Here is a 25,468-nt window from a genome sequence, read left to right as displayed (position 1 = left end):
GTGGACTAGACCTCTTGTGGGTAGGGAGGCCACACTGTCCTGCGTGAGACATGTCATCGCCCTCGATGTGGGCGGCACCGGGATGAAGGCCGCCCTGATCGCGGCGGACGGCACGCTGCTGCACCGGGCCCGCCGGGCGACCGGCCGGGAACACGGCCCCGACGCGGTCGTCGAGACCATCCTCGGCTTCGCCGCCGACCTCGCCGCGTACGGCGTCGAGTACCTCGGCGAACCCGCCTCCGCCGCCGGGGTCGCCGTCCCCGGCATCGTCGACGACCGGCTCGGCACCGCCGTCTACTCCGCCAACCTGGGCTGGCGCGACGTTCCGCTGCGCGATCTGCTCAGCCGGCGGCTGGCCGGGGTGCCGGTCGCCCTCGGGCACGACGTGCGCACCGGCGGGCTCGCCGAGGGCCGGATCGGCGCGGGGCGGGGCGCCGACCGGTTCCTGTTCGTCGCGCTCGGCACCGGCATCGCGGGCGCGATCGGCATCGAGGGGCGGGTGGAGGCGGGGGCGCACGGATTCGCGGGCGAGATCGGGCACATCGTCGTGCGCCCCGGCGGCGCCGTCTGCCCGTGCGGCCGACGCGGCTGCCTGGAGCGGTACGCGTCCGCCGCCGCCGTCAGCGAGTCCTGGGCGGCGGCCACCGGCGACCCGGCGGCAGACGCGGCCGACTGCGCGCGCGCCGTCCTGTCCGGCGACCCGAACGCCGTCCGGATCTGGCGGACCGCCGTCGACGCGCTCGCCGACGGCCTGGTCACCGCGCTCACCCTGCTGGACCCGCGCACCCTCATCGTCGGTGGCGGGCTCGCCGAAGCGGGGGAAACGTTGTTCACGCCGCTGCGGGAGGCCGTCGCGGCCCGCGTCACCTTCGAGAAACCGCCCTCGATCCTGCCCGCCGCCCTCGGGGAGAACGCCGGCTGCCTCGGGGCCGGACTGCTCGCCCGGGATCTGATCGCCACCCCTGACCTCACGGAGGTAACCACCTGATGGCTCGTTGCACAGTCCTCGCCGGTGCCCGGGTGGTGCTGCCCACCGGGATCGTGGCCGACGGCCGGGTGATCGTCGAGGGCACGCGGATCGCCGGGAGCGCCCCCGAGGGCGCCGAGACGCTCGACGTCCGGGGCCACTGGCTGGTGCCCGGCTTCGTCGACCTGCACAACCACGGGGGCGGCGGCGCGGCCTTCTCCGGCGACGCCGACGCCGTCCTCACCGCCGTCGCCGCCCACCGGTCGCACGGCACAACGACGATGGTGGCGTCCACCGTCACCGACGACATGGACGTCCTGGTCCGCCAGGCCGGGCTGCTGAGCGAGATCGCCGAGCAGGGCGAGATCGCCGGCATCCACTTCGAGGGGCCGTTCATCTCGCCGTGCCGCAAGGGCGCGCACGCCGAGGCGCTGCTGCGCGACCCGGACCCGGCGGAGGTCCGCAAACTGGTCGACGCGGCGCGCGGGCAGGCCCGCATGGTCACCCTCGCCACCGAACGGCCCGGCGGCCTCGACTCCGTGCGGCTCCTCACCGAGCAGGGCGTGATCGCGGCGATCGGGCACACCGACGCCGACTACGAGGAGACCGTCGCTGCCATCGACGCCGGTGCGCGCGTCGCCACCCACCTGTTCAACGCGATGCCGCCGATCGGCCACCGTGACCCCGGCCCCGTCACCGCGCTCCTGGAGGACGAGCGGGTCACCGTCGAGCTGATCAACGACGGTACCCATCTGCACCCGGCCGCGCTCCAGTTGGCGTTCCATCACGCGGGGGCGGGGCGGGTCGCGTTCATCACCGACGCGATGGACGCGGCGGGCAGCGCGGACGGGCGTTACCGGCTGGGGCCGCTGGAGGTCGAGGTCAGCGGTGGGGTCGCGCGGCTGGTGGAGGGTGGGTCGATCGCGGGCTCGACGCTCACGTTGGACCGGGCGTTTCAGCGGGCGGTGCGGGTGGATGGGCTGGGCGTTGAGGATGTTGTCGCCGCGATCTCTGCGAATCCGGCGCGCGTGCTGGGCCTGTACGACAGGGTCGGCTCCCTGGAGCCCGGCAAGTATGCCGACCTGGTTCTCCTGGATGCCGAGTTCGCCCTCAAGGGCGTGATGCGCCGGGGGCGTTGGGTGGTCGAACCCCGGCTGGGGTGAGGGCGTTCGGGGCGGGGGGGGTGCGTGCGGGGTGCGGGGGTGTTTTCGGGTGCGGCACCGTCGTGGCTGGTCGCGCAGTTCCCCGCGCCCCTGGGTGGGCTGGGGCTGGCCGGGTTTCGAAGGTGACGGCCCCTCGCCCCTGGTGGGCTGAGGTTCGCGGGGCTTCGAAGGCTGCGGCATGAACGCTGGTCGCGGCCACGCGGCGGAGCCGCAGATCGATACAGCCCCGCGCCCCTGGTTGGCTGGGGCTGGCGGGGTTTCGAAGGTGGCGGAGCCGTAGGTCGATGTAGTCCCGTGTTCCTGGTGGGCTGGGGCTGGGTGGTTGGCTAGCTGTCGGACTTGACCCAGCCCTTGACCAGCCAGAGCTGGTCGAGATTGGCGTCGCACTGGTTGCCCTGCTCGCAGGAGATCTTGATCGTGTTCGCGCCCTTGTTGAGCTGGATGTAGTTGAACGTCTTCGTCCAGCCCTTGGCGTAGTCGCCCTCGCCCGCGTTCGCCCAGTTCTTCAGGTCCATGGCGCTGCTCAGCGCCGTGCCGTTGATCGTGAGGGTGGCGGTGGCGTCCTTGCCCGGGACGCCGTAGCCGACATAGAGGGAGTACTTCCCCGACTTGGGGATGTCCTTGACGTTCCAGGTGAGGGAGGCGCCGACGTTGTTGAAGTTGGAGACGTAGACGCCGCCGTCGGCCTTGGCGCCCTTGACGTCGGACGCGGTGGTGGCGCCACCGGCGAGTTGCAGGGCCTTCGCGTCGATCGTCGGCAGGTTCTCTTCGCTCGCCGTGCTGTTGCTCGCCGACGGGCTCGGGGCGTCGCTCTGCGACTGCGACGGCGTCGCGCCCGCAGCGTCGCTGCTCTTGTCCTCGCTGTCGTCGCCCGCCATCGCGACCGCGATGCCGATGACGACCGCCGCGACCACCGCGACCGCGCCGATCAGCAGGCCCTTGGTGTTGGGGCCACGGCTGCGGCCGCCGCCGTTGTAGCCCTGCTGGGGGGCGGTGGAGGGGCCGCCGGGGAACGTCTCCGGGGCCGCGTAGTGGCTGTTGGGCTGGCCGTACGCGCCCTGTTGCGGAACCGGCGGGGCCTGCGTCTGCTGCTGCGGGCCGCCGTACTGGCGCTGCCCGACCGGCCGGACCCGGTTGACCGAGTTCGGGTAGCCGTAGCCGCCGCCGGACGGGGGCTGCGCTCCGTTGGCCTGCCCGTCGGCGTAGAGGTAGCCGAACGGGTCGTCGTCCTCGGGCGTGCTGGCGCCGTTGTTGCCGGACGTCATCCCAGGTACTCCTCAGCAGGTGCGGGTCGGGTGCGTGGGGTCAGACTGGCGAGCCTACCCGCTCCTCGTGGCCCAAACGGGTGACTCGGATCGCACCGACTCACTGACCTGCGGATCATCCCGCTCGTCGATGTTGTTTGGGACGAGATCGTTTCTCTACGTACATCCGCTCGTCAGCGGACTTCAACACTTCGTCCGCGGTCATCCCGCAGTGCGCCCACCCGATGCCGAAACTGGCGCCCACCCGCATCGCCCGCCCGTCCACCCGGACCGGCTGGATGATCTCGTTGCGCAGCCGAACGGCGAGGTCCTGGGCGTCGGCCCGGCCGAGACCGTCGGCGAGGACGACGAACTCGTCGCCGCCGAGCCGGGCCACCGTGTCGCCGTCGCGCACCGCGCGGGACAGCCGCCCGGCGACCTCGATGAGGACCGCGTCACCGGCGTTGTGCCCGAACCTGTCGTTGATCGACTTGAAGCCGTCGAGGTCGCAGAAGAGCACCGCGAGCCCCTTGGTGCCGTCGTCGATGTCACCCTCGGGGGCGACGGTGTGCACATGGTGGTCGTGGGCCTCGTACACCTCGGAGGCGGTCCGCAGGTCGAACCCGTGGTCACCGGCGCCGGTGTCGTAACCGGGGTGCCCGTAGGCGGCGTCGACGGTCTCCAGGTCGCCCGGGGCGGGGCGGCGGCAGAGGCGGGAGGCGAGCCGGGAGCGCAGCTCGGCGGAGTTCGGCAGGCCGGTGAGGGAGTCGTGGGAGGCGCGGTGGGCGAGTTGCAGCTCGCGGCGCTTGCGCTCCTCGATGTCCTCGACGTGGGTGAGCAGGAAACGCGGGCCGTCGGCGGCGTCCGCGACGACGCTGTTGCGCAGCGAGACCCAGACGAACGTGCCGTCCCGGCGCCCGAGCCGCAGCTCGGCCCGGCCGCCCTCGGCGGAGGTCCGCAGCAGGGTGCCTATGTCCTCGGGGTGGACGAGGTCGGAGAAGGCGTACCGGCGCATCACGGAGGCGGGCCGGCCCAGCAGCCGGCACAGGGCGTCGTTGGTGCGCAGGATGCGGCCGTGCTGGTCGCCGCCCATCTCGGCGATGGCCATGCCGGAGGGCGCGTACTCGAACGCCTGCCGGAAACTCTCCTCGCTCGCCCGCAACGCCTGCTGGTCGCGTTCGAGCCGGACCAGGGCGCGCTGCATGTTGGCGCGCAGCCGGGCGTTGCTGATCGCGATGGCCGCCTGGAACGCGTACATCTGGAGCGCCTCGCGCCCCCACGCGCCGGGGCGGCGGCCGTTGCGCGGGCGGTCCACGGAGAGCACGCCGATCAGCTCGCCGCAGGAGCCGCCGACGCCCGGCGTGAACATCGGCGCCAGCAGCCGGTCCGCGGGGTGCCACTCGTCCTCGAAACGGGGCGCGGGCCCGTCGGTGTACCACTGCGGAACGTCGTCGTCGTCGAGGACCCAGCCCTCGGTGTGCGGGATGAACACCAGGTCGCCCCAGTGCTCGCCCATCGCGAGCCGGCGCTCCCAGGACTCCCGGGAGCCGACCCGGCCGGTGATCAGCGCCTCGGCCGCCGGGTTTCCGGCGAACGCGGCGACGACGAGATCGCCGTCCGGGCGGACGAGGTTGACGCACGCCAGTTCGTAACCAAGGCCGTTGACGACGCCGTCGGCGACGGTCTGGAGTGTGTCGGCCAGACTGCGGGCCGTGTTCATGTCCGCCATGACCTGGTGCAGTTGTCGCAGGGTGGCAAGGCGGACGTAAGGCTCCGACTCCGTCTCCATGGTCGCCCTCCCCCCGAGACCTCGCAGCGCGTCAACGGACGTTTTCGGCGCTTGTCTTGTCGGCAGTGCTCTTGCTGGTCGGCAGTGCTTGCTGGTCGGCAGTGCTCTGATGGCGGTGCTGGTCCTGCGGTACCGGTCGGCCGAGCCCGGTGACGGTGGCTCCGGACGTCCGGCCGGTCGGTTCATCTGTTCAACGGCGGTGCGCTTACCTGGTTCATCATTCCCAGCCACTGAATCACAGCGCGCTCCGCACTCGGTACACAGGGTCAACAATTCATGCCCCTTGTGAGTCAAGTCACAGCGAAAGGTGAACAATTGGGCGGGGTTTCTGCCTTTTCCGGGACTTTCCGATTGCGTTTACCGAACGCAAACTTTGCGGGAAATGCCCTGGACCCCTCCGTCGCTGGTCCTAGTCCGTGCCGCCGCCGTCCTAGGTCCGGTCTCGGGCCGGGGCCCGATGCGGGCGCGCAGTGCGGAGACTAGCGTTTCCCGCGTGTCCCAGACTTCCTCCGCCGCCGCCCCGCCCGTCCCCCATGCTGAGGGGGTGAGCAACGACGAGTTCCGCGCCGCCATGTCCCGGCTGGCCGCGGGCGTGGTCCTGGTGACCGCGCGGGAGGCCTCCCTCGACCCCGACGACCCGTCGGCACCGGCCGGTGAGGACGTGGGCATGACGGCGACGGCGTTCCTGTCGGTCTCGCTGGACCCGCCGCTGGTGCTGGTCAGCCTGCGGACCGGGTCCCGCCTCGACGACGTGTTCGACGAGCAGCCGCTGTGGGCGGTGTCGGTGCTCGCGGAGAGCCAGCGGCACATCGCGGGGCGGTTCGCGATGAAGGGGCGGCTCAGCGACCGGCTGCTCTTCCAGGACCTCCCGCACACCCGGGGCGAACTGACGGACGCGCCGCTGCTCGACGGGGCGCTGGCCACGCTGGAGTGCCGCACGCGGGAGCGGGTGCCGGCGGGTGACCACACCCTGGTGATCGGCCACGTCCTGACGGCACGGGTGCCCAGCTCGGAGGGCGGCCCGCTGACGTATTTCCGGGGGCGGTACCGGGAGTTGCGGTAGCCAGCGGTCGTTAGAGGGTGTCACTTTCGCGACGGGGTGCGCTGGTGCTGGTCGCGGTCACGACCGTTAGAGGGTGTCACCGTTGCGACAGGCCGGGTTGGCGCTGGTCGCGTCGGTGAGAGGGTCTAACGGGCGCGACAGGGTGGGTTAGCGGCAGTCGCGGGCGCTAGAGGGTCTAACGTGCGTTAGCCCCAGTTCCGGCCTGAGCGGCCCTGTTTGGTGTCCGAGCGTTGTTTCTTCTGGCGGAGCCTGCGTTCGTTGATGCCCCGGGGAATCCGGGTGGCGCGGCGCGGCTTGGGCGGCGGCGCGGTCGCCTCGGCGAGGAGAGCCGCGAGGCGTACGGCGGCGGCTTCGCGATTGCGCCACTGCGAACGGTGCTCGGAGGCGCGGACGACGATGACCCCGTCGATCAGCCGCCCGTCGAGGCGTTCCAGCGCGCGTGCCTTCCAGACCTCGGGCAGGGACGCGGTGGCGGCGAGGTCGAAGCGCAGCTCGGCCTGCGAGTCGCTGGTGTTGACGTGCTGACCACCCGGCCCCGACGACCGCGAGAAACGCCAGACCAGCTCGGCCTCGGGGAGCGAGACGGAGCCGCGGATGACATAGGGACCGGACATGGGTCCATGGTCGCGGGTCGGCGGCGTCCGCGTCACCCCATATTCGGGGCGGCCGGAAGACGCGGGTAAAAAAGGTAAAGGCATCCGGAACCTTCGGGACCCTGCGCGACGTTCAAGGGGGTGACGGTAGCTTCGTCCCCAGTACGAAGCACGAAGCCGTAGGTATGCAACGAGGGAAGGACTCCCAACCATGGCCGTAAGCCTGTCCAAGGGTGGCAACGTCTCGCTTACCAAGGAGGCCCCGGGCCTGACCGCCGTCACCGTGGGACTCGGCTGGGACGTCCGCACCACCACCGGCACGGACTTCGACCTCGACGCGTCCGCGATCGCGGTGAACACGCAGGGCAAGGTCTACTCGGACGCCCACTTCGTCTTCTTCAACAACAAGCAGACCCCGGACAGCACGATCGTCCACACCGGCGACAACCGCACGGGTGAGGGCGACGGCGACGACGAGGCGATCAACGTCAACCTCGCGGGCCTCCCCGCCGACATCGACAAGATCGTCTTCCCGGTCTCGATCTACGACGCGGAGAACCGCTCGCAGAACTTCGGCCAGGTCCGCAACGCCTACATCCGCATCCTGAACCAGGCGGGCGGCGCGGAGATCGCCCGTTACGACCTCTCCGAGGACGCGGCCACCGAGACGGCGATGGTCTTCGGCGAGCTGTACCGCAACGGCGCGGAGTGGAAGTTCCGCGCGGTCGGCCAGGGCTACGCGTCCGGCCTGGTGGGCATCGCCCAGGACTTCGGCGTCAACGTCTGAGGTCGCTCATCACGCCCCCGCCACGGCTCCGGGAGCCTGCGGGGGCTTGAGATCGACGGCTCGTTGTCGACGGTGCGTCGATGGCTCGTCGGCGGTGCCCAGTGGGGTTGCACCGGCGGCGCGTGGGCAGCGTGGGTCCCCTGGTCCGGGTCGGGCCGGGGGGCTTCGTCGTTTTGGGGCGGGCTCGTCCCAGGCGGGTGCGGGTGGTCAGGGGGTGGCTGGTTTGCCGTTGCCGTGGAGCCAGGTGGTCCAGACGGGGGTGAGGTTCTCGCCCGGGGCGTGGTGTTCGACGTAGGTCGTGAAGTCGGCGGTGTCGGCGTTGCCGTGGCGGTGGGTGGTCGCCCAGCCGCGGATCAGGGTGCGGAAGGCGGGGTCGCCGACGGTCTGCCGGATCTTGTGCAGGACCATCGCGCCGCGCTGGTAGACCGGGGTGTCGGAGATGTGCCCGGGGCCGCTGGGGTTCGCGGGTGGGAAGGACCAGAGGTCCGGGTGGTCGTCCTCGCCGTGGTCGTAGAGCACGTCGAACGTCTGCTGGGCGGTGTCGCCGCCGTGGTCCTCGTCCCACATCCACTCCGCGTACGTCGCGAACCCCTCGTTCAGCCACATGTCCCGCCAGCTCTTCGGCGTGACGGAGTCGCCGTACCACTGGTGGACGAGTTCGTGGACGAGGGTGTCGACGTCGGGGGTGCCGGGGAAGACCGGGCGGTTCTGCGTCTCCAGGGCGTAACCGGCGTCGTCGGGGCGGTCGACGATCGCGCCGGTGGACGCGAACGGGTACGGCCCGAACCGCCGTTGCGCCCACGTCATGATCTCGGGAATCCGCGCGAGCACCGTCCGGCTCGCCTTCGCCTCGGTCGGGTCGACGGCGACGTACACGGGCAGGCCGTCGGAGGTCGTGGAGCGCCGGATGTCGTAGTGGCCGACGGCGACGGTGGCCACGTAGCTCGCCATGGGCTCGGCGGTGTGCCAGGTGTACGTGGTCCGGGCGCCGTTGGTCTGCTCGCTCCTCAACTCCCCGTTGGACACGGCCTGTAGGCCCTTCGGGACGGTGATCGTGAGGTCGTACGACGCCTTGTCGGAGGGGTGGTGGTTGCCCGGGAACCAGGTCATGGAGCCGACGGGTTCCCCGAGCGCGAGCGCTCCGTCGGCGGTGGGCAGCCAGCCCTCCTCGGAGCCGTCCGGGTCCGTGAGCGTCTCGGGGGTGCCGGAGTAGCGGACGGTGGTGCGGAAGGTCGCGCCCCGGTCGAGGTCGTCGTGGGGGCGGACGGTCAGTTCCTGTCCGGCGCGGTTCCAGCGGGCCGGGCGGCCGTCGACGGTGACGTCCTCGACGTCCAGGCCCTTGAGGTCGAGGTCGAACGCGGAGAGGGCGTGGGTGGCGCGGGCGGTGACGGTGGCCGTGCCGGTGAGGGTGCGGCTCCCGCCGGGGGTGTAGGCGAGGGTGAGGTCGTAGTGGGCGACGTCGTAGCCGCCGTTGCCCGCCTTCGGGAAGTACGGGTCGCGCAGGCCCGGGCCGCCGGGGGTGCCGTGGACGCCGACGCCGTTCGCGCAGGCCGTGAGGAGGAAGGCCAGCAGCAGCGCGGGGAGGGTCGCGGGCCGGACGCGGGTGCGGGTGGGGCGGGTGGAGGGGCGGGCGAGGGGGGCGCGGGTGCGGACGGGGCGGGTGAAGGGGCGGGCGAGGGTGCGGGCCAGGAAGGCACAGGTGTGGACAAGGGGGGCGGATCGGGACACGTCCGTGATCTTAAAGTGGCGTGACACCATTTCGTCCGTGCTCGACATCGGCTATGCCCTCTCCAACCGCTTTCCCGACCCGCCGCAGACCGACTATCGGCGGGCGGATGTCCATGCCCTGCGGCACGACCTGTTCTGCGGGGACGTGTATCTCGCCGACACCGAGGCGGACCGGGAGTTGTCCACAGCGTGGGGATGGGTGCCGGTGCTCGACTTCGCGTGGGCGTTGTGCGACACCGTGGAACGGGTGGATCAGGACCCGGCGGGGTCTCGTGCGGCCCGGCCGCAGCGGGCGGAGCTGGACTTCACCGAGTCGACGGATCGGATGCTCTTCGAGCGGAGGTTCGGGTGGGTGGATGTCGAGGCGGACTGGATGCCGGTGGAGGAGGCGCCGTTGAGCTTCTCGCACTCCGCGTTGCGGCGGGAGGCCCGGGATTTTCTGCACGACCTGATTGCCGACCTGGTGGATATGCATGAGGAGTTGGGGGAGAACCCGGCGATCTGGACGTTGCAGGCGCGATTCCCTCGCGTGAGGTGAGCGGGCGCTTGCGGCTGACGGTTCCTTGCAGCCGACGTTCCCTTGGAGTTGAAGGCGGAGTTCGGGTCGGCCCCGTGGCTCACCCGGGGTCGAGTTCGATGTGGATGCTGGAGTACTCGCCGCCGTCCTCGCCGCCACCCTCGCCCTCGCCGCCGCCCTCGCCGTCTTGCGGGTCGGCCTCCTGGGCGCCGGGGCGACGCACCTGCGAGGCGCGGTAGGAGTAGCCGTCCTGCTCGGCTTCCTCCCAGGTGAAGAGCACGGCCTCACCCGCCTCCAGGGACGCGAACTCGCCCGACTCCGTGGTGTGCATGGCCGAGAAATGCGCCCAGACCTCGCCGGGCACTTCGGGTGAGACCAGGACGCCCCAGCCGGACTCGTCGTCCCACGACCGGACGGTGCCGTGCACCGGATGGCTGCTGATGGCTCCCCCTACGGACGGACTCTGGTCAGAGTTTTGATGCGCATTGTCGGCAGACGCGAGCAGGAGCGTCAACGGTTCAGGCCGTGGCCGCGCGCTTCGACCAGGAGCCGGGAGGCCTACGGGGCGGGCGGGTTACGAGGCAGGAGGCCTACCGGGCGGGCGGCCTGCGAGCCCGGCGCCCGAAGCCGTGGGCGGCCCAAAGGGCTTGTGTCCAGCTTCAGTTCAAATCTTCCTCAAGCCACTTCCGTCACTTCCGCCCCAGCTGGTGGGATATCGGCGATCAAGAACCACCAGTTCCCATGAACTTCTGAAAACGGGGGAAGTCTTGCAGAACGAACTGATCCAGCGGGGAGTCCGCGCGGCCGTCGTATCCGGAACGGCCGCGGCCATGGTCTTCGGCTCCGTCGCCGGCGCGCAGGCCGCGCAGGAGACGACTGTCTTCACTCCGGCGAAGCAGACGTACTCCACGCCCAAGGCGAAGCAGAAGGCCGGAATCCTCCACACCCAGGTCAAGTTGACGGGCAAGTACCCCACGTACTACCCGATGCCGTGGTCGTGGGTGATCACCAACAAGAAGCTGAAGGCCATCGCCACCAGCACGATGAGCTGCACGGCCACCGGCCTCAACGGCAAGTACCACGACAAGCACGCGGCCATCCCCGTCGGCTACCACTGGCATTCCACGGTGGGCAGCAAGGCGCACCCGCACACGAAGAAGAAGGTCTACACCCTCACCGGCACCTGCGTCTTCAATGTCGAGGTCGGCGGCAAGACCGGCCAGGCGACGGTGAGCTTCACCTTCAAGTACGCCATCAACCCCACCAAGGCGAAGGTCGCCTCGCAGGGCACCGGCGCGGCCACCACCACCAAGATCGTCCTCAACGACTGACCCAGCCGCCGAAGAAACCGAGGGCACCTCTTCCCATGACCCCTGCGGGTGAGGCCAGTCCCTAGGCCGAGGATTTGCACGACGTCGGCCTTCAAGGTCCGCTCCGGATCACGAAGACCGACGTCGTGGCGCCGGGCGGGGTTTCCGGTGGGGTTTCCGGTGGGGTTTCCGGCGGGGTTTCCGGCGGGGGGGCTTTCGCGGGCTGGATATAGGTGGACCCAGCCGCAAACGACGGGTTAGGGCTTCGCGACCACGGTCTTCTTGGCCTGGCGGGGGACGGTCTTGGCCTTGTCGAGGTGCCCATACACCGTGGAACGGGGCACGTTGAACATGTCGGCGAACTGCTGGACGGTCTTCTCCCGAGCGTCGTAGAGCTGCTGGGCGAGCTCGGCCTGGTCGGTCGTGAGCTTGGCCGGCGCCCGCCGACCCGGCTGCGGGCCCGTGCGGAGGTGAGCCCGTCGTTCGTGTTCGCCACGATCAGCTCCCGCTGGACCTCGGCAAGCACGGACAGCGTGCCGAACATGGCCCGGCCCTCCATCGTGGAGGTGTCGATGCCCTGCTCGATGACGTGCAGGCCGATGCCGCGCTCGCGCAGCTCGGCGCCGAGGGTCACCAGGTGCAGCACGGAGCGGGAGAGCCGGTCGAGCCGGGTGACCTTCACAGTGTCGCCCTCGCGCATCAACTGCATGACCCCAACGACCGTTCGCCGACGTTGATTTCCGACGCGAGTTGCCGCCACTGCCCACCTGCGGGTTCGTGACCATGCCACCGAGTGTCGGCAGACGATCGTTATCCGACACTCTCGGGCGGCGATATCCCGATGCGGATCTCCGCTCCCGTTTCCTGGGCCGCGATCGTCGGCGGCGGGCGGGTCGCGCGCTGATGACGATCAAGGGTGCTGGTTCCGCTTGCGGAGGCGACACTCCGTGCGGGTGCGGGGGCGGTCAACAGAGGCATCGACGCCGAGCGTCAGATACCAGCGGACCGAGCGGCAGCGCAAGCGTCGCCTGCGCGCGCGGGTCCCCTCAGGCGAGGGCGCGGAGCATGGCGGTGGTGTGGGAGGCGATCCAGAATGCCTGGGTGGGAGGCCGCGTCGATGAGGTCGACCGCGCCGTGAGGGTTGCCGCTCGGGTACTGCTGGACGTTTTTTGAGGGGCTGTGATCAGACTGAGTTCGGCGCGGGCGGCTCCGTGGACTCCATGCGACCGATGCCGGACGGTTCACCATTGGTTACCAGGTCAGCCATGCCAGGCCGGGGCGCGCGCACGTGATTGGCGCAGGCGAGAACCAGGAACAGTCCGGAGATGGCGAACAGAGGCAACAACGGGCCGTGCCAGTCGGCCATGGCCCCGGCCCCCATAATGAAGAACCAGTTCAAGCTGCGTGCCGCTGTCATCATCGCCGTGGAGACCCTGCCGGTCAGCACATCCGGGGTCGTGTGGACCAAGTGGTGCATGAACGAGACATTCACCGCGGGGGTGAGGAAGAGCGCGACGGCGTAGGCGAGCCCGGTGACCGTCGCGGGGGCGGGTACGGCCATGGCCGCGGCACCGGCCACCAACAGCCAAGACGATATTTTGAGCAGCCGCGTACTGTTTATCCGTGCTGTGAGCCGTTCGCAAACCAGTGCTCCGAGGACCGCCCCGGCTGACCCGGCGCCTTGTGCCATGCCGATCTCTCCGGGAGCCGCTCCCCGGTTGTGGCACAGGACGACGAGGAGCAGACCCAGTCCGGCGAACGCGCCGTTGACCAGCGCGAACCACACCAACATGTAGCGCAGGTACTGGCGGCTGAGCACGTACCGTAGCCCCGCCAGACCGTGTGTCCGGATCGGCTCGGTATGCGCCTTCTCTCGCTGGTCGGGCCCGAGGGGAACGCGGAGAGCGAGAGCGGCACCCATCACGCCGAGGAAGAAGATGGAGGCGGTGAAGAACGGAGCGGCGTGGGACCACGAGAACAGCAGGCCCCCAAGGGGCGGAGCGGCCAGTTGTGCCGCCGCTTTGCGTGACTGTTCCCGGGAGAGAGCGGACCTGCGTTGTCCCTCGGGCACGATCCTGCGCAGGAGCGGTAGTTCGGTGGCAGTGTAGAGGGAGTATCCCAGCCCTTCCAGGACCGCAGCGGTGATCAGGTGACCGAGGTGCGCGTGTTCCAGCAACACGGCAGCGAGGAGCGATACCACGGCCAGGAGCTGAAGAGCTGAGGCCAGGAGGAGCAGGATGCGCCGTGGGCAGAGATCCACGAGCACGCCTGCGGGCGTCGAGCTGGCGAACTTCGCCACGGCCGCGGCGCCGGCCACGAGCCCCGCTTGCCCTGCCGAACCGCTGGTTTCCAGGACGAACAAGGGAACCGCGACGGTCAGCAGGTAGCTGCTGGTGTTGGAGGCCGCCGCACCCAACCACCACACCTGGTAGTCACGGTTGCGCCGAAGCGGCTTCTCAAGCTCCCCGTGGCGGGCATCGAGTTTCAATTGACCACCTGCCAGATATCGGTCGTGGCGTCAACAGGCGCGGAGGCTTGCTGCCAGAGCTGCGGCAACGCGCTCGGCGCGGTCTTGCGGACCCAGCCCTGAGGAGTCGAGCACGAGGTCGAAGTCCTCCGGATCGCAGATGCCGTAGTGGCCCCTGCTGAGGCCGCGGAACCTCTCCGGATACCGTTCCGCCTCCCGGCTCTCCAGCACCGCCAGCGGAGCGCTCACGTGCACCCACAGCACACGGTGCCCCGCCAGCGCGGTGCGCCAGGCCGGAACGACCGTCGTATCGATCGGCATCTCGTCGACGATGACGTTGTTGCCTTCGCTCAGCAGCGAGACAACAGCCTGGCGCATGCCGGCCAGCAGGCGCGCGCCCACGGGTCCGTATCCGATCCGTAACCGGGTACAGCCCTCGTGGTCGGTGTCCCGGTTGTAGGAGAACCCCTCAGCGCTGTATTCCCCCTCACTGGTCCAGCGGCGCGGGAGGGTGCCGAAGAATGTGTCGAGCCCCAGAGCAAGGAATGGCTCCGGAAGAACCTTCTGGAGTTCCGTGGCTGTCGAACTCTTGCCCGCGCTGGAGGTGCCCGTGAGTACGATCGCCTGGCCTGGTTCCTGCATGGTTGGCGCTCCCCTTCTGTCACGTCCGTGCGGCGTGGACGGACAGGGAAGGATAGCGCCGAACGATCAGCTCCCCAGCCCCAGCGTGGCGAAGGCGCGCGTCGCGACATCGTCGGCCGGGTCGGTGTACGAGGTGCTGTCGCCGGCGACAGCGGGCCTGTAACGCAGGACCGGGGGGAGGCCGTTTATCAGGTTTCCCCACAGCACCTCTTCGAAGGCGTCTGCCAGGTCCCGCATCTGCCGGGGGTTCTCATGCGGCTTGCGTTGCCGTTCGCGTTTGGCGAGATTCGCCAGGGCGGTGTCCGGCGGAGCGTCGACGTGCACGATCAGGTCGGGGAGATATACCTCGTGACGGCGGTAGAGCGCGAAGGTCTTCGCTGCGGGAATACTGTCCAGCGCCTGGAGATACACGATGTCGCTCACGAAGGAGCGGTCGCCGATGACCGGGACCTCCTGCAGCACCCTCGCCAGTATGTGCTCGCCTTGCGCCTTGCGGTCGTCGAGGTAGGCGAGTTGGATGCGCTCGGGCGGATGTACGCGGCGGCGTTCCTTGATGTCCAGGATGACCCGCGCGGCCCCCGGAGACTGCCAGGAGTGCTGGCCGATGGTGTAGACGTTCATGCCCAATGCCCAGAAGGATTTCTCCAGACTGTTCCTGAGCGTTGACTTGCCCGCTCCGTTGAGCCCTTCGAGAGCGATATAGGGAAACTTCCGGTCGTCCGGGGAACGGTTCCTGCCGCCCGCTCCCTCGGCTGCTGGAATCTCACCGCTTGCCACCATGCGTCTCACTTCCTCCGATTTTCATCGGTTCACAACGACCTGAGCCCATCAAAGGGAGAATCGAGACAGAAACGCACTCGGTCCCACAACGGGTAGGAGAGGGAGAGCAGTTCGTTCACGACGGAGCCCTGCACGCCGCCGGGCAGTGCCTCCCGTAGTGCTTCGGGACGTGGCAGCAGGTCGGCAGCCTCCTCCATCACAGCTGCGGCTTCCTGCCGCTGAACGCCGGTGAAGCCGGGTTCCTCCCGCACTCTCCGGCAGAACTCGTGGCGTACGGAGGAGGCGAAGACCCGTTGTGCCCAGTGCAGGGGGGGAAGTGCCGTGATGGCTGGCTCACCACGCGCTTGGCGGTGAGCGTCGTACCACTGGGCGAGGAGTTCGCGGGCGGCAGACGCCAGCAGGGCCGCGGCACGGGACACCGGCTCGCCGTGACTCGTAGGGGCGACGGCCGTGAACGGCACCCGGTCACCCGCCTCCGGGCCGGAGCGGATGACGCCGATCGCCAGTTCGCACAGGTAGCCGCTATGCGTCCGTCGCACCAACTCAAAGGCTTCGTCGTGCGGGTCCGCACCCAACACGTCGGTCTCCCGGGCCAGGAAGGACCGGGAGACCGACACGAGCGATGCCAGCGGCCGGGCAGCTGGCCGGGCGAGATGTGGGGCACCGAATCGCGCGGCTCGCTCTCGATTGACGCTGGGGGCGTGCCTGTCCCCGCCGTAGAGGCGTTCCAGCTCGGGATCGATCCAGAGTGAGTGCGCCCACGTGATGCGCCCCGCCACTCCGCGCGAGCGGCGCGCGTTGCGCTCGGCTACGGCGGCGGTCAGCAAGTCACCTCGGGGGTCCTGCGAGGGGTAGTAAGGAAAGACAGTGCTCACGCTCTGTGCACCTCCGGAAGGCCGAGGGATCATCAGGCGCCAAGGAATCCGATGAACTTGCCGATCCTGCCTGCGGTAACCGGCTCGGTGCCATGGACAAGCTGGGTGCCCCAGCACAGTGCGTCTCCCGCCCGGCAGGTGACGTGCCACCGGGTTCGCCGCATGCCGGCGAACCACGGGCTGTGTACGTTGGCGTTCTCCTTGATACCGCCGTCCTCGTTCCACAGCGCGTTCCCTCCGCCCGTCTCGACGAAGAACGCGCCTCCGGAGTCGGCCTCGCGCAGGACGATCCCCATGGCCGCGATCTTCGGCCGGTCCGGGGCTATCTCGTTGAACGGGTAGTCGACGTGTGGCGTGACGTACTGACCGGCCCCGTACTCGACGTACAGCCAGTCCATGGAGCGCCGAGCGCTCGGGAAGACCTTGTGCAGATCATTCATTCGGCGGGTGACCGCGTCGTTGAGCAGCTTTGTGACGTCCGGCTGAACCTCGTCGTACTCGACCCTGCCTTGAGGTTCGTACACCTCTTTGACACGGTCCAGTCCCTCTCCCGCCAAAGAGTGGACCGACCGGGTCCGGTCCACGACATCGAACCGGGAACCGTCTCCCAATCCCTCACTGATGCGGCCTGCCAGGTGAGTGATCTCCTCCTGGCTGAGGAGTCCCTCAACGCTTCCGATTTTCAAGGAGTCGTGCAGCATTCCCTGCTCCCCCTTCCCGTGGGATGTCAGCCCGTTTTACGGAACTCGGCGAAGGCCAGGTCGCCTGCGCCGACGAGGATCCGTCGGCTTGCCGGGACGTCAGCGAAGAACTCGTCGCACGCCTTCTTCACTCCGGGCAGGCCGTCCCAGGCGCGAGGGCTGAGTTCTCGGTCGCAGTAGTCGTCCACGATGACCGAGCCGCCGGCGGAGAGCCGGGGCCAGACGTGCGTCAGGCTGGTGTGGATCGACTCGTAGAAGTCCCCGTCGAGGTAGGCGAAGGCCACGCGGTCCGGCAGTTGGCGCGGCAGCGTCGCCTCGAACCATCCCGTGTGCACCTGGGGCAGCCGCAGATTCCAGCGTTCGAAGACGGCAAGGACGTCCGACACGGTCGCCTTGCAGTCGCCCTGTTTGAGGTAGCGGTCCGCGTCCGAAGGGGCGGGAAGGCCGTCGAACGAGTCGTACAGGTGGAGGTCGCGGCCGGCATCCTCGGCCTCAAGCACCATTTCCAGCAGAACGCTGGTACGTCCGGCGTTGCAGCCCAGTTCCACCACGTCTCCGGGAATTCCGGACCGCAGGACAGAACACAGTGCCCAGTACAGGTTGGTGAGCCGGTCAAGATCCGTCATATTGGGGTTGTCCGCAGCAAGATCGAAAATAACCGAGTTGGAGCCGGTCAGCCGCGCCACTACTTTTCTCCTCATCTTTGCTCCATATTTTGCTTGATCGAAATGAAGCGTAGACTCCACCCCTCAAGAAAGGAAGAGCACCGACGGGCAACCGCATTCTTTTCCGCCAGGAACCGGCTGGATTTAACCCACAGCCCCCTCCCGTCGGATGGAGCCGCCGAGTCCGATATAAACAAGCCATGATCATACCCTTACCCACCTGCTGAAACTTGGATAGCCTGGCGTCTCCATAGGCCGAAATAAACAACTTACAGCCCGCTTGAATGTGGCATACGATGATCCCTCATTTCACCTGCACAGCCCTTCACGGATCACCCTTCCGGCGGGTCTTCGCCGCACGGCAGACGGCTCCGTTGCAACCATTCAACCTTCATTTCTTCCGACACTGCACAGCCTGCCGAAAAGTTCCATTACCCGTCCCCTAGCCCCGCCCCGCGCTGTCGCCCGGGAGCCGACAGGGAGGCACGATGAAGCGCACGGCGAGTCGCGAAGAGAAGATAGAGGATATTTACCAGAGCCTCGCCCCCGGGGATACGCAGAACGCCGTTTCTGTGATCATGAAATTGCGCGGCGAGACCTGCGACATTGATTGCCTCTACTGCTACGAGAAACGCAAAGAGGCACCGGGAGGAGCCCGGATCGGCCCGACCCAGGTCCGCGATCTTGCCACTCTCTTCCGCGGACGGCCTCTGGTCGTCGAGCTGCACGGCGGCGAGCCGCTCACCGTGGGCAAGGAGCAGATGGCGGACATCCTGGCGGAGCTCGCCCGTCAGCCGTCGGTCATCCGAGTCAGCCTCCAAACCAACGGTGTCCTCCTGGACCACGCGTGGCTTGACCTCTTCGACACATACTGCCCGGGCATTCGTATCGGCATCTCCATGGACGGGGACGCGCGCGGCAACGCCTGGCGCGTCGGCTACGACGGCAAGCCGGTCTACCCCCGCGTGGCAGCCGCCCTGCGGCTGCTGGCCGAGCGTGGCCGTAAGACCGGAGTGATCGCCGCAGTCACCCCTGCCGTGCTGGGACGGGCCGAAGCCGTTTTGGACCACATCGCCGGCTTCGGTTCGGTGGACTCGGTGAGCTTTGTACCGTGCTTCGACGCCGCGGTCCGGCAGAGCACGACTTCCACGGGGCGCCGGGCCCCAGCCAGCCGGTTGCTCCAGCAGGTCAACGTCACCGACGGGCAGGCCCCGAATTGGGCGATTCACCCGGGCGAGTACGCAGACTTCGTCCTGTCCGCCACCGCCCACTGGATTTCCGCCGGACACTTCTCCCGGCTGAAACTGGAGCCGGCGGTGTCCGCCATCCGCCGGTTGAAAGGGCTGGACACCGGCTTCTGTCACTTCTCCGACCTGAAGTGCGACCACGTCTTCACCCTTTATCCGGACGGACGCTTCGGAAGCTGCGATGAACTGCCCTGGCCTCAGGCGCGCCTGACGCTCCTGTACGAGACCGCGGACCAGCAGTCCGTCGCCGAGGCACAACGGTCCTCCCCGCTTCTCGGGCAGGGCAAGTCTCTGATGGAACGCTGCACGACGTGCGACTACCGGGCCACCTGCGGCGGCGGCTGCGTGGCCACCCGCTGGCGGTACGACCTGGCCGGGGACCAGAACAGCTACTGCGACTACCGCATGCGCATGATCGACGGCATCGCGGCGCTGCTTGCCCAGCCAGCCACCCCAGAAGGAGCCTGGTGCCGCACATTGCGATGGCGCCCGCGTCAGCCCAACTCGATGGCGGACGTCGAAGGCTTCCTCGCCCGCTGGGATGACCCGAAAGCTCCTCGGCCCGCAGCCCGGCTGCACACCAGCGAGTACGGCAATATCAACACCGTCGGCCTTCCCGGGGTACACGAGGCCGACGACCTCGACCCGTGGCATCCACTGTGGTCACAGGCGATCGAGCCGGGGATCAGGCCCCTGGTTTCCGTCTGCACACAGCAGTGGGGTTGCGTGACGTACGACAGTTGCGAGGGACACGCCTACGTGGGCACCGATCTCGCGCCCACGGCCCGGCGGATGGGACTGCTGCCCCGGAACGGCACGGAGTACTCCTCCATCGCCGCCGCTCTGTGCCGGGCGGTCCACGCGGTCACGCCACTGCTCCCACCGGCGGTCGAGGCGGTCAGCGGCCGCTCCGACCTGACCTGTGGGACGAGCGGCGGTACTACACCTGTACTCGATCTGTACCTACGCCGGGCCGCTGAGCAGCCGAACGAGAGGTTCTTCGCGGAACTGGACACAGCCACCGCCCTACTGGGAGACGCCCTGGCTGCTGAGTGCCCGGACCCGAACAAGATGTGCGCCTGCGTGCCGTCAGCCACAGGAAGCACCCCGGCCACGGTGGCCGTGCCGTGACGACCAAAGCCACGGATCGCGCCCCCACCTGCGACCCGCACCCCGGGCGGACCGCTCAACGGCCCAGAGCCCCTCCAGGGAACGGCTCATGCTCCGGCTACGCGCGGTACACGGTTCCGCCTGCACTGCCGTCCGGCTGGGCAATCGTCCATGCACATCCGAACTCACATCGAAGGGCACGGGCATGAACACCAACGACCGCTTCACGGACTTCCTGTCTGCCGTCGACGAGCTACGCACCGACGACGAGACGGCGCGCAGCACCGCGCACACCTCCAGCGTCTCCGCCGAGGGCTGGCCCACCACCAGCGACGAGGTACAGGCCGAGGTCTGATCAACCCATCCAGTACGTTCCGGGGCCGGGTCGCACTGCGACCCGGCCCCGGCCACCGTGGAGGTCCCCGCATGGAGTTTCACCCAGTCTTCGACTTCGACCCCGTCCACCACCTGCACCGTGACCGCAGCCGCCGACTGCGCGAGGTCGTCAACCCTGATATTCCGCCCGCCGAGGGACGGGCCGCGCGTCAGTACGCCCTGGTCCACCACGTCTTCGAAGGGGCCGACGCCGCAGCCCGGGCGGGGGACACCGAGACGTTCAACTGGTACCGCGCGCATTCGGACGCGGGGGCGGAACGGCTGGGTTCCTCCTCCACGGCCGACGCGCCGCCGGTGGTTCTCGCTCCCGGCGTCGACCGACTTGTCCGGTCACCGGCGTCCGAGACTCCGTACTACGTTCTGGGGCCGCACACCCGTGGCGCGTCACCGGAACTACGGGACCTCACGGTCAGGGCGGCCGAAACGGCAGCCGAGATAGACCCGGGCCTGGGCACACTTGTCGCCGACCATGCCGTAGTGGTCTGCCTGCTGCGGCACAAGCGACTCGGGGAAACCCTGGACAGCTGGTCCATCACCAGGCTCCCGGGAACCATTTTCTGCGACTACACCGACGAGCCCGTCGTACTGGCCCGCGACCTCGTCCACGAGGCCGGGCACAGCTGGCTGAACGACGCGCTGACCGCCGTCCACGCCAAGATCGACGACCAGGTGCGGTTCTACTCACCGTGGAAGGGCACCGCCCGCCCAGCGTACGGATTCCTGCACGCCTGCTGGTCCTTCCCGCTGATGATGATCTACACCGCCGCCGTTCTGGAGCACTGTTCCGGGGACGTACGACGCTTCATGCGCACCTACCTGGACGAACAGCGAGCCCTGCTCGCCCCCACCGCCAACGACCACGCCGCAGCGCTGTCCCTCGTTCCTGACAGCGGGCTGCGCGACCGCCTTCGCATCGTCCACCAGGAGGCTCTCGCCCTGTGAACCATGAAACGTCACCCGTCGGGCCGGTGGACCGCGAGGGGTGCACCGAGCAGAGAAACGCCCAAGAGCCGGGCCTCACCGCTCTCGTCCAGCGGCCCGGCGAACCGGATATCCGCGCGCACATCGGTGTCGCGAACATAGAACTGTCCGTGGCCATCGGCTCCGGCACCACCTTCAACGCCGGGTCCGTCGGGAAGCAGATCACCGCCCATCTGGTGCTGCTTTCCTCCCGCCTGGGACTGCTCCGCCTCGACCAGCCGGTGTCTACGTTCCTGCCGCGATTCCAGCTCTCCTCGGTCACTGTCGCTGACCTGATCCGGCACCAGGGCGGCGTCCGCGACGCCGAGTCGCTCTTGTCCCTGGTCGGCCTGCGGGAGCTCGACCACTACACGGCCGACGACCTGCTGGAGCTGGCATACCGTCAAACACGCCGGTGCACAGAGCCGGGACGGTTCCTCTACAGCAACACCGGCTACTTGCTCCTCGCGGCCGTCCTGCGCACCGTCCATGACCGTGACCTGGCAGAACTCGCCTCCCGATGGGTGTTCAAACCGCTGGGCATGGCGTCCTCCCGCTTCGTATCTTCCCCCGACGAAGTGGTTCCGGGCGCGGCGAGCAGTTACGCGTCGGCAGCGCGGGGCTGGGTGCGGTGCCAGCGGCCGGCAGCCCTGCCCGGTCCGGGAACCCTCTGGTGCTCCGCCACGGACCTGGGCCGCTGGCTCACCCATCTGTGGGAGACGTGGCCGGTCTCGGACCAGCTCGTGCATGAGGGCAACGTTCCCTATCTTCCAAGCGATCACGCACCGTACGTCTACGGCCCAGGCATGTATGCGGACCCGCGCCGTCCGGGTGACGAAACCGTCTTCCACTACGGACACGAGCAGGGATTCTCCGCAGCGACCTTGCTCTTCCGGTCCGGCCTGCGCGTGGTCTGCCTGAGCAACCATGCCAGCGTGCACGCCGACCACGTGTCCGACAGGATCATCCGGACGCTGAGAAGCACTGATGCCAGCAGCGGTCCTGTCGACGAGCCGGGACTGCGGCGGCTCCTGGAGGACCGGCGCAGTCACGCCCGGACAGCGAACGCGGAAGAGCAGCCTTCGGCGCCCGGCCCGCGTGACCTGCTCGACCACGCCGTCCTCGGCACCTACGCCTGCGAGGACGTACCGGGCACCCTCCGGCTCTCCGTGGCTGACGGAGCGCTCTTCCTGTGGCGTCGCGGAACGTGCGACCGCCTCGCGCCGGTCGGGCCCGCGTCCTTCCACGCGAACGGTTTACGCGTCACCATGCCGCACGGCCTGAAGCCCGCAGCTTCCCGGCACCCTGCTGTCGACCGGTTCGTCCTGCACCTCGACCGCGCTCCTGACCTGCACTACCAGCGCACCACGAGCTGAGGAGCCAACCACGATGCGCGCCGTCGTCCTGCACGGTCCCCGGAACGTCCGCGTCGAAGAAGTACCCGATCCCGTGCTGGTCGAGGAAGGGGACGCAGTGGTGCGGGTCGTGGCCGCCGCAGTGTGCGGGTCAGATCTGTGGACCTACCGCGGCATCGCTCCATCAGCCGGGCCCGCGCGCTTCGGGCACGAGTTCGTTGGCACCGTGGAAGCAGTCGGTCCCGCTGTTCACACCCTGCGCATCGGCGACTTCGTCATAGCCCCCTTCAATGTCAGCTGCCGCAACTGCCGCAACGGCGTGCACACGTCCTGCGGCCGGATCGCTCACTGGGGCGTCTCGGAACCCAGTAGACAGGTCATGGACGCTGGACAAGGGGAGATGGTGCGCGTGCCCCTAGCGGACGGAACGCTGGTCGCTACCCCCGGGCCGCCCTCACCGGATCAGATACCCAGCCTGCTCGCTCTGTGCGACGTGATGGCGACGGGCCACCACGCGGCACGGATCACGCGCATCGGCCCAGGGGAGACCGTCGTGGTCGTCGGTGACGGCGCGGTAGGTCTCTGCGCGGTGCTGGCCGCGCGGGCAGCCGGTGCGGAAAGCATTATCGTCATGTCCCGGCACCCCGCGCGGCAGGCGATTGCCCAGGACTTCGGTGCCGCTGACATCGTTGCACTCCGGGGCAAAGAGGGCATCCATGAAGTACGGGACAGACTTCGCGGTCCGGCTGATGTCGCACTCGAGTGCGTCGGGACTGACCTGTCGCTGCGTCAGGCTATCGGCACGGTGCGTCCCGGGGGCCGCCTCGGATGTGTCGGCCTGCCCCTGGGGATCACTGAATTCCCGTACCGGGAGGTATTCGCACGCAACCTGTCAGTCACGGCCGGAAGCGCGCCGGCCCGCGCCTACCTGCCCGAGCTAATCAAGGAAGTGTGGTCGGGAGCGATCGCCCCTGGCCGCGTGTTCGACGCAGCGTTCTCGCTGGAACGGGCCGCCGACGCGTATGCCGCGATGGACAGCAGGCGGGTGGTCAAAGCACTGCTGCGGCCCTGACACGGCCACCGTGTCTCTGCGATACGTGACTTCCAACCGGGTTCATCGCGGCTTGCGTCCATGGCGTCGAGGTAGCGCTGTGGAATAAGACCGGCAAAGGCCACCTGCCACGATCGCACGTAGACACCAGCGACGGCCGAGGCGTCATCAAGCCCTGCCTGTCGAATCTGCATGGCCGTCATTCTTCAAGGCTCCACGAGCCGGGCCAAGTTCTTTTGTTGAGCAGGCTGTTGAGTGCTCAGCTGTCTGTGCCAGCAGTGTGCGTGCCGAGTTCGCGTAGCGGATCGCGGTCTTCTCGTCCAGGCCGAAGACCTCGGCAAGGTGGAGTGGGTCGGGGCCGTGGACGAGGGCTTCTTCGAGCTGGCGGTCGACACGGAGCCGTTCCAGTGTGGCGGTCTGGCCGCGGAGACGGAGACGCCGCTGATGGGCCCGGTCTCCAGCGCGGTCTGCTTGTTGATCAGAAGGTGCAGGTTAGCGGTGTCGGGCCAGCGGCGCCGCCGGTAGTCCAGCCATGCGAGGGCGAGCTGCAGCGTCAGCTCGTCCAGGGGCCGGACTACCACGGCGACCGAGGACTGGACGTGGCCGGGGTCCAGTGGCTGGATGACGCCGTGCTCCTGCTGGCCGACCCGGATGCGACTGGTGGGGTTCTTGAAGATCGTGCCGTTCTTCTTCGCCCGGGTGAACAGCGACCGCAGGGCGACCAGGGTGTGCTTGCGCTGCGAGCCGTGAACGGTGCTCAGGTGGCCGAGGACATCGTCGCGGGTGACCTCGCGCAGGTGGTCGTAGCGGTTGGACCATTCCAGCAGCACGGGCCGGATTCGGTCAGGGAACTGTCCCGAGTAGCTACCAGCGACGGCCTGGTGATCGCCTCGACCAACAGCGACCGGGACAAGGCGGAACTCGACGACCTGTGGGTGAGGAGTTCGAGCGGGTGGAGACGATGGAGCTGCCCGGCACCATCGCGGTCGACGATCCTGGGCCGGTCGTCGCGCACATGGCTTCCTACCGGGCCTGGGCGGACCAGCACGACGTGCCCTTCGAGGCCACGGTCGAGCGGGCCCGCACCATCCTCGTTGATCACATCGCCCAGCACGGGACCTTCGAGATCACGTGCGTCGGCGGTGTCCTGGTCTGCCGCCGCTGACACCAGCATGTCCTCAATCAGACCCGGTCAACCGAGGCGCCAACCTGGCAGCAGAGCACGCTGGAGTGTCTCTTGCGCGGGGTGCAGCCAGGCGGCGATCTCAATTCGTTGGTCCAACCACCGGCGAGTTCCTCGTCCGCGACAGCAAACCCCCTCACACCACCCGCACCCCCAGCTCCCCCGCCAACACCGGGGCCAGGTCCATCAGTTGGCCCATGCTGATGACCGCGCCGGTGAGTCGGTCGGCGCCCCTCGCGATGGTCAGTTCTGTTGCTCCTCTGAGGTCTACGTCCTTGAGGGTTGCCGAGGTGAGGTCGGTGTCCTTGAGGGTGCAGTCGAGGAACTCGACGCGTTCGAGGTGGGCTCCGCCGAAGTCGGGTTCGAGGAGGACGCAGGATTCGAAGACGACGTCCTTGAGGCGGGCCGAGCGGAGGTTCAGGTAGTCGATCTTGCCGCCCCGGATGACGACGCGTTCGAGGACCGCGCCGTACAGCTGGACGCCGCCGAGCCTCGCGTCGACGACCTCCGTGTCCCGCAGGGTCGCGTCCGCGAGGTCGGTGCCCACGCCGCGTGGAGCGGTGAGGCGGGAGTCGAGGAACCGGGCGTGATGCAGACGCGTCTCGTCCAGGGCGCATCCGGTGAGGGCGCAGTCCATGAAGCGGGCGCCGCCGCCGTCCTGCCCGGCGAGGTCCAACTCCCGGAACTCCAGGCCGTCGTAGTCCCCGTCCGGCTCCAGCCCGCCCGCGCCGAAGGGCTCCAGGGACGGCAACCTGATCTCCGGCCGCCGCGCCGCCTTCACCGCACCGGCCGCACTCGTCGCGTTCGCCGCACCACTCGTCGTTCTCCTCGCCATGCCCCCCATCCTGCACCCGACCACTGACAACGCCTCCGGG

At 68.8% G+C, this 25,468-nt stretch carries 25 protein-coding genes and 1 pseudogene; 12 read left to right on the top strand and 14 right to left on the bottom strand.

Going from position 1 to position 25,468, the window contains the following annotated elements; all coding sequences use genetic code 11:
• The first annotated feature begins 43 nt into the window (after positions 1-43).
• Both ACIQOU_RS29395 and nagA read left to right on the top strand, forming a co-directional pair.
• Positions 44-988 (top strand): ROK family protein, encoded by a 945-nt coding sequence (locus tag ACIQOU_RS29395; protein ID WP_401541246.1) that lies wholly within the window; start codon positions 44-46, stop codon positions 986-988.
• Positions 988-2,130, top strand: a complete 1,143-nt coding sequence (nagA, locus tag ACIQOU_RS29390; protein ID WP_401541243.1) for an N-acetylglucosamine-6-phosphate deacetylase — start codon at positions 988-990, stop codon at positions 2,128-2,130. The genes ACIQOU_RS29395 and nagA overlap by 1 nt, the downstream gene beginning before the upstream one ends.
• A gap of 326 nt (positions 2,131-2,456) precedes the next feature.
• On the opposite strand, the gene ACIQOU_RS29385 is transcribed toward nagA, so the two are convergent.
• On the bottom strand, positions 2,457-3,395 hold the full coding sequence (locus ACIQOU_RS29385; protein WP_401541240.1) for a CBM35 domain-containing protein: 939 nt from the start codon (positions 3,393-3,395) through the stop codon (positions 2,457-2,459).
• A 115-nt stretch (positions 3,396-3,510) separates the two neighbouring features.
• Positions 3,511-5,163 (bottom strand): diguanylate cyclase CdgB, encoded by a 1,653-nt coding sequence (gene cdgB, locus ACIQOU_RS29380; RefSeq protein ID WP_401541238.1) that lies wholly within the window; start codon positions 5,161-5,163, stop codon positions 3,511-3,513.
• A 457-nt stretch (positions 5,164-5,620) separates the two neighbouring features.
• Here cdgB and ACIQOU_RS29375 point away from each other — a divergent pair, with 457 nt between their 5' ends.
• Positions 5,621-6,226 (top strand): flavin reductase family protein, encoded by a 606-nt coding sequence (locus ACIQOU_RS29375; RefSeq protein ID WP_401541235.1) that lies wholly within the window; start codon positions 5,621-5,623, stop codon positions 6,224-6,226.
• Between the two features lie 185 nt (positions 6,227-6,411).
• Here ACIQOU_RS29375 and arfB read toward each other — a convergent pair whose 3' ends face one another.
• Positions 6,412-6,840, bottom strand: a complete 429-nt coding sequence (gene arfB / locus ACIQOU_RS29370; RefSeq protein WP_401541232.1) for an alternative ribosome rescue aminoacyl-tRNA hydrolase ArfB — start codon at positions 6,838-6,840, stop codon at positions 6,412-6,414.
• 190 nt (positions 6,841-7,030) lie between these two features.
• Here arfB and ACIQOU_RS29365 point away from each other — a divergent pair, with 190 nt between their 5' ends.
• On the top strand, positions 7,031-7,606 hold the full coding sequence (locus ACIQOU_RS29365) for a TerD family protein (RefSeq protein ID WP_401541230.1): 576 nt from the start codon (positions 7,031-7,033) through the stop codon (positions 7,604-7,606).
• A 207-nt stretch (positions 7,607-7,813) separates the two neighbouring features.
• Here ACIQOU_RS29365 and ACIQOU_RS29360 read toward each other — a convergent pair whose 3' ends face one another.
• A complete protein-coding gene (locus ACIQOU_RS29360; RefSeq protein ID WP_401541320.1) occupies positions 7,814-9,181 on the bottom strand; it encodes a M1 family metallopeptidase in 1,368 nt (455 codons plus the stop codon).
• Positions 9,182-9,371: 190 nt separating this feature from the next.
• On the opposite strand from ACIQOU_RS29360, the gene ACIQOU_RS29355 reads away from it, so the two are divergent.
• Entirely contained in the window at positions 9,372-9,872 is a 501-nt protein-coding gene (locus ACIQOU_RS29355) for a hypothetical protein (protein WP_401541227.1), read from the top strand.
• Positions 9,873-9,951: 79 nt separating this feature from the next.
• On the opposite strand, the gene ACIQOU_RS29350 is transcribed toward ACIQOU_RS29355, so the two are convergent.
• Positions 9,952-10,278, bottom strand: a complete 327-nt coding sequence (locus ACIQOU_RS29350) for a cold-shock protein (protein ID WP_401541225.1) — start codon at positions 10,276-10,278, stop codon at positions 9,952-9,954.
• Positions 10,279-10,618: 340 nt separating this feature from the next.
• Between ACIQOU_RS29350 and ACIQOU_RS29345 the strand changes: the two genes are divergently transcribed.
• Complete coding sequence (locus tag ACIQOU_RS29345; RefSeq protein WP_401541222.1) at positions 10,619-11,182, top strand: hypothetical protein; 564 nt, start codon at positions 10,619-10,621, stop codon at positions 11,180-11,182.
• Between the two features lie 490 nt (positions 11,183-11,672).
• On the opposite strand, the pseudogene ACIQOU_RS29340 reads toward ACIQOU_RS29345, so the two are convergent.
• From ACIQOU_RS29340 to ACIQOU_RS29310, 7 genes and pseudogenes are all read right to left on the bottom strand, one after another.
• Positions 11,673-11,861, bottom strand: a pseudogene (locus ACIQOU_RS29340) (recombinase family protein); the annotation flags it as partial.
• A 483-nt stretch (positions 11,862-12,344) separates the two neighbouring features.
• Positions 12,345-13,649 (bottom strand): MFS transporter, encoded by a 1,305-nt coding sequence (locus ACIQOU_RS29335; RefSeq protein ID WP_401541219.1) that lies wholly within the window; start codon positions 13,647-13,649, stop codon positions 12,345-12,347.
• Positions 13,650-13,679: 30 nt separating this feature from the next.
• Complete coding sequence (locus ACIQOU_RS29330; protein WP_401541216.1) at positions 13,680-14,270, bottom strand: AAA family ATPase; 591 nt, start codon at positions 14,268-14,270, stop codon at positions 13,680-13,682.
• A 66-nt stretch (positions 14,271-14,336) separates the two neighbouring features.
• Positions 14,337-15,050, bottom strand: coding sequence for a deoxynucleoside kinase (locus tag ACIQOU_RS29325; RefSeq protein WP_401541214.1), 714 nt, complete (start codon positions 15,048-15,050; stop codon positions 14,337-14,339).
• 29 nt (positions 15,051-15,079) lie between these two features.
• Positions 15,080-15,877: a hypothetical protein gene (locus ACIQOU_RS29320; protein WP_401541212.1), complete on the bottom strand. Its 798-nt coding sequence runs from the start codon at positions 15,875-15,877 to the stop codon at positions 15,080-15,082.
• Between the two features lie 80 nt (positions 15,878-15,957).
• A complete protein-coding gene (locus tag ACIQOU_RS29315; protein ID WP_401541210.1) occupies positions 15,958-16,626 on the bottom strand; it encodes a phytanoyl-CoA dioxygenase family protein in 669 nt (222 codons plus the stop codon).
• 26 nt (positions 16,627-16,652) lie between these two features.
• Entirely contained in the window at positions 16,653-17,312 is a 660-nt protein-coding gene (locus tag ACIQOU_RS29310) for a TylF/MycF/NovP-related O-methyltransferase (protein WP_401541208.1), read from the bottom strand.
• 467 nt (positions 17,313-17,779) lie between these two features.
• Between ACIQOU_RS29310 and ACIQOU_RS29305 the strand changes: the two genes are divergently transcribed.
• The 5 genes from ACIQOU_RS29305 to ACIQOU_RS29285 all read left to right on the top strand — a co-directional run bounded on the left by ACIQOU_RS29305 (position 17,780) and on the right by ACIQOU_RS29285 (position 23,431).
• Positions 17,780-19,669 (top strand): radical SAM protein, encoded by a 1,890-nt coding sequence (locus ACIQOU_RS29305; RefSeq protein WP_401541205.1) that lies wholly within the window; start codon positions 17,780-17,782, stop codon positions 19,667-19,669.
• A gap of 184 nt (positions 19,670-19,853) precedes the next feature.
• Positions 19,854-20,003, top strand: coding sequence for a hypothetical protein (locus tag ACIQOU_RS29300; protein WP_401541203.1), 150 nt, complete (start codon positions 19,854-19,856; stop codon positions 20,001-20,003).
• Between the two features lie 71 nt (positions 20,004-20,074).
• Positions 20,075-20,986 carry an aKG-HExxH-type peptide beta-hydroxylase gene (locus ACIQOU_RS29295; RefSeq protein WP_401541200.1) on the top strand — a complete coding sequence of 304 codons (912 nt, stop codon included), beginning with the start codon at positions 20,075-20,077 and terminating at the stop codon, positions 20,984-20,986.
• Positions 20,983-22,380, top strand: coding sequence for a serine hydrolase domain-containing protein (locus tag ACIQOU_RS29290; protein ID WP_401541197.1), 1,398 nt, complete (start codon positions 20,983-20,985; stop codon positions 22,378-22,380). The genes ACIQOU_RS29295 and ACIQOU_RS29290 overlap by 4 nt, the downstream gene beginning before the upstream one ends.
• A gap of 13 nt (positions 22,381-22,393) precedes the next feature.
• A complete protein-coding gene (locus tag ACIQOU_RS29285) occupies positions 22,394-23,431 on the top strand; it encodes a zinc-binding dehydrogenase (protein WP_401541194.1) in 1,038 nt (345 codons plus the stop codon).
• A 185-nt stretch (positions 23,432-23,616) separates the two neighbouring features.
• Here ACIQOU_RS29285 and ACIQOU_RS29280 read toward each other — a convergent pair whose 3' ends face one another.
• Positions 23,617-24,240, bottom strand: coding sequence for a hypothetical protein (locus ACIQOU_RS29280; RefSeq protein WP_401541192.1), 624 nt, complete (start codon positions 24,238-24,240; stop codon positions 23,617-23,619).
• 101 nt (positions 24,241-24,341) lie between these two features.
• Between ACIQOU_RS29280 and ACIQOU_RS29275 the strand changes: the two genes are divergently transcribed.
• Positions 24,342-24,575 carry a hypothetical protein gene (locus tag ACIQOU_RS29275; protein ID WP_401541189.1) on the top strand — a complete coding sequence of 78 codons (234 nt, stop codon included), beginning with the start codon at positions 24,342-24,344 and terminating at the stop codon, positions 24,573-24,575.
• Between the two features lie 154 nt (positions 24,576-24,729).
• Here the strand turns inward: ACIQOU_RS29275 and ACIQOU_RS29270 are convergent, their stop codons facing one another.
• Complete coding sequence (locus ACIQOU_RS29270) at positions 24,730-25,428, bottom strand: pentapeptide repeat-containing protein (RefSeq protein WP_401541187.1); 699 nt, start codon at positions 25,426-25,428, stop codon at positions 24,730-24,732.
• Positions 25,429-25,468 lie beyond the last annotated feature (40 nt).

Origin of the sequence: Streptomyces sp. NPDC091279 (assembly GCF_044757465.1) — a bacterium.
Classification (GTDB): Bacteria; Actinomycetota; Actinomycetes; order Streptomycetales; family Streptomycetaceae; genus Streptomyces.
Note: the sequence above shows the minus strand (reverse complement) of the source record. Positions and strands in the feature narration are given on the sequence as shown.

Coding starts and splice junctions, on each gene's coding strand:
- ACIQOU_RS29305 (WP_401541205.1), top strand. CDS start 17,780: ATGAAGCGCACGGCGAGTCGCGAAGAGAAGATAGAGGATATTTACCAG.
- ACIQOU_RS29330 (WP_401541216.1), bottom strand. CDS start 14,270: ATGCAGGAACCAGGCCAGGCGATCGTACTCACGGGCACCTCCAGCGCG.
- ACIQOU_RS29315 (WP_401541210.1), bottom strand. CDS start 16,626: ATGCTGCACGACTCCTTGAAAATCGGAAGCGTTGAGGGACTCCTCAGC.
- ACIQOU_RS29365 (WP_401541230.1), top strand. CDS start 7,031: ATGGCCGTAAGCCTGTCCAAGGGTGGCAACGTCTCGCTTACCAAGGAG.
- arfB (WP_401541232.1), bottom strand. CDS start 6,840: ATGTCCGGTCCCTATGTCATCCGCGGCTCCGTCTCGCTCCCCGAGGCC.
- cdgB (WP_401541238.1), bottom strand. CDS start 5,163: ATGGAGACGGAGTCGGAGCCTTACGTCCGCCTTGCCACCCTGCGACAA.
- ACIQOU_RS29300 (WP_401541203.1), top strand. CDS start 19,854: ATGAACACCAACGACCGCTTCACGGACTTCCTGTCTGCCGTCGACGAG.
- ACIQOU_RS29325 (WP_401541214.1), bottom strand. CDS start 15,050: ATGGTGGCAAGCGGTGAGATTCCAGCAGCCGAGGGAGCGGGCGGCAGG.
- ACIQOU_RS29385 (WP_401541240.1), bottom strand. CDS start 3,395: ATGACGTCCGGCAACAACGGCGCCAGCACGCCCGAGGACGACGACCCG.
- ACIQOU_RS29295 (WP_401541200.1), top strand. CDS start 20,075: ATGGAGTTTCACCCAGTCTTCGACTTCGACCCCGTCCACCACCTGCAC.
- ACIQOU_RS29270 (WP_401541187.1), bottom strand. CDS start 25,428: ATGGCGAGGAGAACGACGAGTGGTGCGGCGAACGCGACGAGTGCGGCC.
- ACIQOU_RS29285 (WP_401541194.1), top strand. CDS start 22,394: ATGCGCGCCGTCGTCCTGCACGGTCCCCGGAACGTCCGCGTCGAAGAA.
- ACIQOU_RS29375 (WP_401541235.1), top strand. CDS start 5,621: ATGCGGGCGCGCAGTGCGGAGACTAGCGTTTCCCGCGTGTCCCAGACT.
- nagA (WP_401541243.1), top strand. CDS start 988: ATGGCTCGTTGCACAGTCCTCGCCGGTGCCCGGGTGGTGCTGCCCACC.